The organism is Marinobacterium zhoushanense, from assembly GCF_014641945.1.
Taxonomy (GTDB): Bacteria; Pseudomonadota; Gammaproteobacteria; order Pseudomonadales; family Balneatricaceae; genus Marinobacterium_D; species Marinobacterium_D zhoushanense.
The window spans coordinates 908,365-915,997 of the sequence record NZ_BMIJ01000001.1; the positions used below are offsets into that span (position 1 = coordinate 908,365).

Annotated in this window: 4 protein-coding genes; 1 reads left to right on the forward strand and 3 read right to left on the reverse strand. The window is 62.0% G+C overall.

What is annotated here, in order from left to right:
* Nucleotides 1-28 precede the first annotated feature (28 nt).
* Nucleotides 29-1,291, forward strand: a complete 1,263-nt coding sequence (locus IEX40_RS04215) for a sensor domain-containing phosphodiesterase (protein WP_188745819.1) — start codon at nt 29-31, stop codon at nt 1,289-1,291.
* A gap of 36 nt (nt 1,292-1,327) precedes the next feature.
* On the opposite strand, the gene glsB is transcribed toward IEX40_RS04215, so the two are convergent.
* The 3 genes from glsB to IEX40_RS04230 form a co-directional block, all read right to left on the reverse strand.
* On the reverse strand, nt 1,328-2,281 hold the full coding sequence (glsB, locus tag IEX40_RS04220; RefSeq protein ID WP_308421589.1) for a glutaminase B: 954 nt from the start codon (nt 2,279-2,281) through the stop codon (nt 1,328-1,330).
* Nucleotides 2,281-7,098, reverse strand: coding sequence for an NAD-glutamate dehydrogenase (locus tag IEX40_RS04225; RefSeq protein ID WP_188745820.1), 4,818 nt, complete (start codon nt 7,096-7,098; stop codon nt 2,281-2,283). The genes glsB and IEX40_RS04225 overlap by 1 nt, the downstream gene beginning before the upstream one ends.
* Before the next feature lie 120 nt (nt 7,099-7,218).
* Nucleotides 7,219-7,633: amino acid ABC transporter ATP-binding protein (locus IEX40_RS04230; RefSeq protein WP_229680551.1), on the reverse strand; the 415-nt coding region annotated here is incomplete at its 5' end.

Sequence of the window (7,633 nt, forward strand, 5' to 3'; positions counted from 1 at the left end):
CAGGCGAAAACACAAGGGAGAGTCTGAAATGCAGGGAGCCATACAAAAGTGCTATCAGGAAGGCGACCTGCGGCCTCTTCAGACCAGTTCCGCCCCACTGAGCCGTTGCTATCGGGGCAATGAGCTGACTAGCCATTTTCAGCCGATATACAGCATCGCACACCGATGCGCTGTCGGCTATGAGGGTTTGGTGCGGGCTCATCGACGAGATGGCACTGCGCTGTCCCCTGCCGAGCTCTTTGCCCTGCCCTCGACCAGTGGCGAGATGCTACAGCTGGACCGACTGTGTCGCGCTCTGCATATGGAGAATTTTGCCCACCAAAATACTGAACAGCAGTGGCTATTTTTGAACCTCAACTCCCAGCTACTGATCAGCGAACAACCCGATAGCGGTTTTACCCGCCGCATGCTGGAAGAGAACGCCATTCCCGCTCACCGGATCGTGATCGAGGTTCTGGAAAACCAGATCCAGGACCTTGGCCGCCTGAAAGGCTTTATCGACCATCTGCGCGCGTTGGGCTGCCTGATCGCAGTCGACGATTTCGGTGCAGGCAGCTCCAACTTCGACCGTATCTGGCAGTTGGAGCCGGATATCGTGAAGATAGACCGGCAACTGGTGCTCCGAGCGGCCGAATCCAGCCGGGTCGGCAAAATGCTTGGCGGCATCATCGATCTGCTGCATGGCGCCGGCAGCCAAGTGGTGCTGGAGGGCATTGAAACGGAGCAGCAAGCGATGCTGGCGATCGCGGCCAATGCCGATATGGTTCAGGGCTACTACTTTGCCAAGCCTGAGCCCCGGATCGCGAATCGCCCCGGCGACAGGGAGCGATTCAATCACCTGCTCAAGCTGCGCAAAACCCAGCGTACCCAACTCCATTACGCCAAGGATCTCTATACCCAGGCGCTGGAGTACCAGTTCCGGCGCGCAGCACAGCAGTACCGTCTGAGCCAGGATTTCTCGGCAAGCTGCAACCAACTGCTACAGGAGCCGAACACGTTGCGCTGTTATCTGTTGGATGAATCGGGAGAGCAGGTACACAGCGGCATCACCCCGCGCCATATCGGCGGCGATAGCGGCCGACGCTTTGCACCGCTGCAGCATTATCGCAACGCCAGCTGGTCCCACCGCCCCTATCACTATCTGGCCTTGGAATCACCGGGCCAGACCCAGATAAGCCAGCCTTACCTGTCGATCACCGATTCACGCCTGTGCATCACCCTGTCTCAGGCGATCGATCTGGGGAACCGGTTGAGCGTGTTCTGCTGCGATTTTCTCTGCCCTGAGGAGTGAGTCGGATATCCTGCTCGATACCCGACTCAGAGGGGATCAACCCAGTTCGTTGGCCAGCAGCTCCAGCGCGTACTGCCCGGCGACCGAATTGCCGTTGATATCGAGTGCGGGCGACCAGACACAAACTGACATCCTGCCCGGCACGATTGCCGCAATGCCACCGCCAACCCCGCTCTTGGCGGGCAGGCCAACACGGTAGGCAAACTCGCCCGCCGCGTCGTACATACCGGAGGTAAACAGAATCGAGTTGATCTTGCGGGCAAGCTCCGGTTCGACGATCTGCTCCTGCGCCTGAAGTGAATAGCCGGATGCAGCCAGATAGTTCAACGCCACCGCCAGATCGGCACAGCTCATGCCCAGTGCACAACAGGCGAAATAGGCATAGAGCACATCGTCCACCTCGTTATCGATGTTGCCGAACGCCTTCATCAGGTAGGCCATCGCCGCATTGCGCGAGCGGTGCTGCCACTCTGACTCCAGCACCTCGCGGTCGATCAGTACCCGGTTGTCGCCGGACAGTCGGCGCGCCACATCCTGCAGATACTGCGAGGGGGTGGCGAAGGCGCTGACCAGATGGTCGGTGACGACGATGGCACCGGCATTGATGAAGGGGTTGCGTGGTTTGCCCCGCTCTACCTCCAGCTGGGTCAGGGAGTTGAACGGCATACCGGAGGGGTTGAGCCCCACCCGCTCCCAAAGTGCATTGCCGAACACCCGCAGTGACAGGGTGAGCAGAAACAGCTTGGAGATGCTCTGGATCGAGAACGCTTCGCGGGCATCTCCGGCGGTATAGAGTTCCCCCTCGTTGGTGTAGATCGCAATACCGAAGCGGTCCGCCTCCTGCCGCGCCAGTGCCGGGATATAATCGGCCACCCGGCCCTGCCCCAGCCGACTGCGGGCGCGCTCGGCGATCGATTCAACCCAGGCCCGCATCTGCGGCGCACTTCGGTGCCCCCGGCCGGAGCCGGGGGCTGAGTACAACAGGGGCATCAACCGGCTCCGGCCAGACTGCGCTGCGCCAGCATCCAGAGCTCGCGCAGTGCCACCGAGAACACGGCACACTCCTTCTGCCCAACGCCACGCAGATCCGCCAGCATCTGCTGCCAGCGGCTCAGTGCATCGCCATGATGCGACAGCCACTGCTCGATCGACCTGCCCGCGTCGGCGCTGCTCTGGTCGAACTGCAGCACACTGACGGTCAATGCACGCTGCTGGCTGTCCAGCTCCTCGCGATAACTGTCGCGCGCCATCGCTTCCCAGTGGCTGTCGGCGCTCAGCGCCTTGACCTGCTGATCGAACCAATGCAGTTCCAGCCGCTCGCCGAGGCCGAAATAGATATCCGCCACCTGCTCCAGCGGCTGCCCTGTCTGTGCCGCCACCTCGATAATCGCCAGTGCCGAGTAGAGGCTGTCGCTACCGGCGACGACGCCGGCGAGATCATCCGGCACCCCGACACCGGTGAGTTCGTCGAAGCGGGCCTGCCAGTTCTGCCGCGGTTCGCCACTGAGGCGCTCGGCAAGCGATTGGCTCAGTCCCGCAACGCCCTGACGGTAGCGTTCGACCGCATCGGCGGCATTGCGCAGCAGTTCTGGCTGACGCAATACCCAGCGGCAAGCACGGCGTGCCAAACGCACCAGATCGCTCATCATGTCGAGCTGGACTGCGGCCGGCACACGGTTATCGAGCGCCTCGATTCGCCGCCAGAGTGCCGGCAGCTCGAACAGGTCGCGGCTGATCACGTAGGCGGTCAGGATCTGTGCCAGCCCGGCACCGGTGGACTGACGCAGACGATTGGCGAAGCTCGGCCCCAGGGTGTTGACCATATCGTTGGCCAGCTGCGTGGCGACAATCTCCGGCTTCAGCCGGTGGCGCAGCAGCGGTTCGGCATAGGCCGAAACCAGAGGCTCCGGGAAAGCAGTTGCCAACGCGGCACCCAGGTAGCGGTCGTCGGTGACCTCGGTCGCCCGCATCAGCTCCTCCTTCAGTTCCGCCTTGGCATAGGCGAGCAGCACCGACAGTTCCGGACGGGTCAAGGCCGGACCGCGGTCACGTCGCTCCGCGAACTGGGCATCGTCCGGTATCGCTTCCAGCGCCCGGTCCAGTCGACCACTGCTCTCCAGATGCTGAATCAGGCGCAGATACTCATCCGGGGCATGGCGCACATGGCGCTCTGCCAGACTCAGGGCCTGTACCTGACGATAGTTGTTGCGCAGTACAAGCTCGGCCACCTCGTCGGTCATCTCCGCCAGCAGGCGGTTACGCTGCTTCAGCGTCAGATCACCGGCGGCAACCAGATCGTTGAGCAGTATCTTGATGTTGACCTCATGGTCGGAACAGTCGACCCCCCCGGCGTTGTCGATGAAATCGGTGTTGCAGGCGCCCCCCAGTGCGGCGAACTCGGCCCGGCCCAACTGGGTGAAGCCCAGATTACCGCCCTCGCCCAGCACCCGGCAGCGCAGCTCGCGGGCGTCGATGCGCAGGCCGTCATTGGCCTTGTCGCCAACCTCGGCGTGGGTTTCGCTGCTCGCCTTGATATAGGTGCCGATACCGCCGTTCCAGATCAGGTCCACCGGCGAGCGTAGCAGCGCGCTGATCAGCTCATTCGGCGTCAAACGCGTTTCTGTGATACCGAAGCGCTCGCGCATCGGCTCGGTTATCTCGATCCACTTGGCACTGCGTAAAAAGACACCGCCCCCCTGGGAGATCAGACCGGGGGCGTAATCGGCCCAGGTGGTGCGGGGCAGTGCAAAAAGCCGCTGCCGCTCGGCAAAGCTAGCGGTAGCGTCCGGCTCGGGATCGATAAAAATATGTTGATGGTTGAACGCCGCCGCCAGGCGGATATGCTCGGACAGCAGCATGCCGTTACCGAACACGTCACCTGACATGTCGCCGATGGCGACCACGGTGAAGCTCTCGCTCTGCGTATCCAGCCCCTGTTCGCGGAAGTGGCGTTTGACCGATTCCCAGGCGCCGCGGGCGGTGATCCCCATCTTCTTGTGGTCGTAGCCCTGGCTGCCACCGGAGGCGAAGGCATCGCCGAGCCAGAAGCCGTACTCCTCGGCGATGGCGTTGGCGATATCGGAGAAGGTGGCGGTGCCCTTGTCCGCCGCCACCACCAGGTAAGGGTCGTCCTCGTCGTGACGCACCACATCGGCCGGCGGTACCAGCTCGCCAGCGACCAGGTTGTCGGTCAGATCCAGCAGCCCGCGAATAAAGGTCTGGTAGCAGGCGATCCCCTCGGCCAGCAGCGCCTCCCGGTCGCCGCCATCGGGCAGTCGCTTGGCAACGAAGCCGCCCTTGGCCCCCACCGGTACGATCACTGCGTTCTTGACCTGCTGCGCCTTGACCAATCCCAGCACCTCGGTGCGGTAGTCCTCCAACCGGTCCGACCAGCGCAGGCCGCCACGGGCCACCTTGCCACCACGCAGGTGCACGCCCTCAACACGGGGCGAGTAGACGAAGATCTCGAACCTGGGCCGCGGCTTGGGGATCTCCGGAATCGCGCTCGGATCCAGCTTGAAGGAGAAGTAGCCGCGTGGCAGCCCTGCCTCGTCGGTGCGGAAATAGTTGGTTCTCAGCGTCGCCCTGATCAGCACCAGGTAGCGGCGCAGTATCTTGTCGTCGTCCAGGCTGGAAACGCGATCCAACCCCTCTAAAATACTCTGCTCCAGCCGCTCGGCCAGCGCCTGCACCTTGTCGCTGACCTGACGCGCCGGTTCGAAACGGGCGCGGAACAGTGCCACCAGCTGGCGGGCGATCTGTGGATAACGGCACAGCGCCTCGGCGATATAGGTCTGGCTGAAACCCAGACGCAGCTGTTTGCTGTAACGCGCATAGGCGCGCAGCAGAGCCACCTCGCGCCAGTTCAAACGGGCCGCCAGCACCAGGCGGTTAAACGGGTCGTTCTCGGCATCGCCGTGCCACAGGCGCAGGAACGCCTCCTGCACGATCGGCTTGATCGCCTCCAGCTCCACCGGTTCTGCGCCGCGGGGGGTCAGGGTGAAATCGTGTAACCAGAAACGCTGGCCATCACGGCGTTGTACCGGATAGGGGTGCTCACCCAGCACCTTGAGCCCGAGCTGCTCCAGGATCGGCAACACATCGGACAAGACAATCGAGCGCTCGGCCTGATACAGCTTGCAGCGCAACACCTCGGAGGTCGGCTCCAGCGCCCGATAGAAGCTCATCGCCACCGGCTGGCTCGGCGTCAACTGTTCCAGGTGGTAGATATCGAGCAGCGTACTGCGCGGCGAAAAGTGCTCGCGATAGGCGGATGGGAACGCCTGTACATAGTGCATCGCCAGGCGGTTGCCCTGCTCCTCACCGTTGACATCTACCAGCCCGCGTTTGAGTTCGTCATCCCAGGCCCTTGAGGCCTCGATAACCCGGCGCTCCAAGCGCTTGAAATCGCAGCCGGGGGTCGAGTTCGGATCGACCCTGAGGACGAAATGGACACGGGCCAAAATCGAGTCGGAGAAGCGGGTGCGGAACTCCACCTCCTGCGCCTGCAACTGCTCCGTCAACACCTTCTGGATCTTCTGTCGCAAAGCGCTGTTGAACAGCTCGCGCGGTACATAGTAGAGACAGGAGTAAAACCCTTTGCAGTCGTCCCGGCGAATCAACAGGCGGACCTTGTGTCGCTCCTGCAAGTCAAACACACCTATCGCGATCTGATAGAGTTCATCGATGCTGGCCAGGAACAACTCCTCGCGCGGCAGATCCTCGAGGATATCCAACAGCTCCTTGCTGCTGTGCCCATCGGGGGTAAAGCCGGCACGCTTGAGCACCGCCTGCGCTTTTGTTCGCACCAGCGGGATCTCGGTCAGCGAGCGCCGGTAAACCGGCGAGGTGTAGAGCCCGACGAAGCGGTGCAATGCCCTGACCTTGCCGCTGCCATCAACCGACTGCACGCAGATAACATCGAGATGTGCGGGACGGTGTACCCGGGAGCGTCGCCCTTCGCGGGAGAAGCTCAACAGTTCGCCGTCACTGATGCCGGTGGGGTTCAGCAGCTGATCCCCGCTTTGCCGGGACTGAATACCCAGCGCCTGTTGCGGCAGCCGTTGCCAGCCACTGCCTTCAGCGGCGGGCTCAAACCGGTCGTAGCCGAGAAAGGTAAAATGGTTGTCCAACAACCAGTCGAGAAACTCTGCGGTTTGCTGCGCCTGCTCACCAGCCTGCGACTTCGTCGACTCAAGCAGCTGACTGACACCTTCCCGCATCGGCTGGTGGTCGGTCACCGCCACTCGCACCTCGGTCAGTACATCCAGCAGTCCCTGCTGCAGGGCTTTTAACACCTCAGGATCTGACTGGCGGTCGATCTCGAGATGGATCAACGATTCACGGCGACACTCCACCTCCGGCATCGCTTCGGTCAGTATCGATTGCAGTTGCCCCTGATCACGCTGCACACATAACACGGTGTTGCAGATGGTATGGATCGCCAGTTCGCGGCGATTCAGCTCCATGCGGATAGAGTCGACCAGGAACGGCATGTCCGACTGCAGCACTTCGATCACGGTGTGTCCCGACTGCCAACCGTGCTGTTCGAAGTCCGGATTGAACACACGCACCTTGGGTTCATCGAGGTCATGCTGCTGCAGGAACTGCCAAGCCGATAGGGTGATGCCGAGCAGGTCATCCAGCGAGCGTTGCAGCAGTTCGTCACTGGGTATGACCTGGTAGTAGCGTCGTGCCAGGGCGGTGATGGCTTCGACTTCCTGGACAGGAAAACGCACCTGCAGGTTTTCGCCGAGTCGGCTGATCAGTTGTTCTTTATTATCGTATTCGGGGTGACTATCGGACATTGGGGGCACCTTGCACTAACGCGCAATACGGTTCTTTGGGGTTCTTATAGTTGGTTGCTTATCGTTATTCCGGGAGCAAAAACGCCCGCCCGCAGGCGGGCGTCTCGAACCCGGTTTGGATCAGTGATTCAGAATCTGACTGAGGAACAGCTGGGTCCTCTCATGCTGCGGGTTGTTGAAGAACTCGTGTGGGTCGTTCTCCTCGACGATCTGCCCGGCGTCCATGAAGATCACCCGGTCCGCCACGGTCTTGGCAAAACCCATCTCGTGGGTCACGCAGAGCATGGTCATCCCCTCCCGGGCCAGCTCGATCATCACGTCGAGCACCTCCTTGATCATCTCCGGGTCCAGCGCCGAGGTCGGCTCGTCGAACAGCATCACATCCGGGTTCATACACAGACTGCGGGCGATCGCCACGCGCTGCTGCTGACCGCCGGAGAGCTGCCCCGGGTACTTCAGCGCCTGCTCCGGGATCTTCACCCGCTCCAGGTACTTCATCGCCGTGGCCTCGGCCTCCTTGCGCGGCACCTTCTTG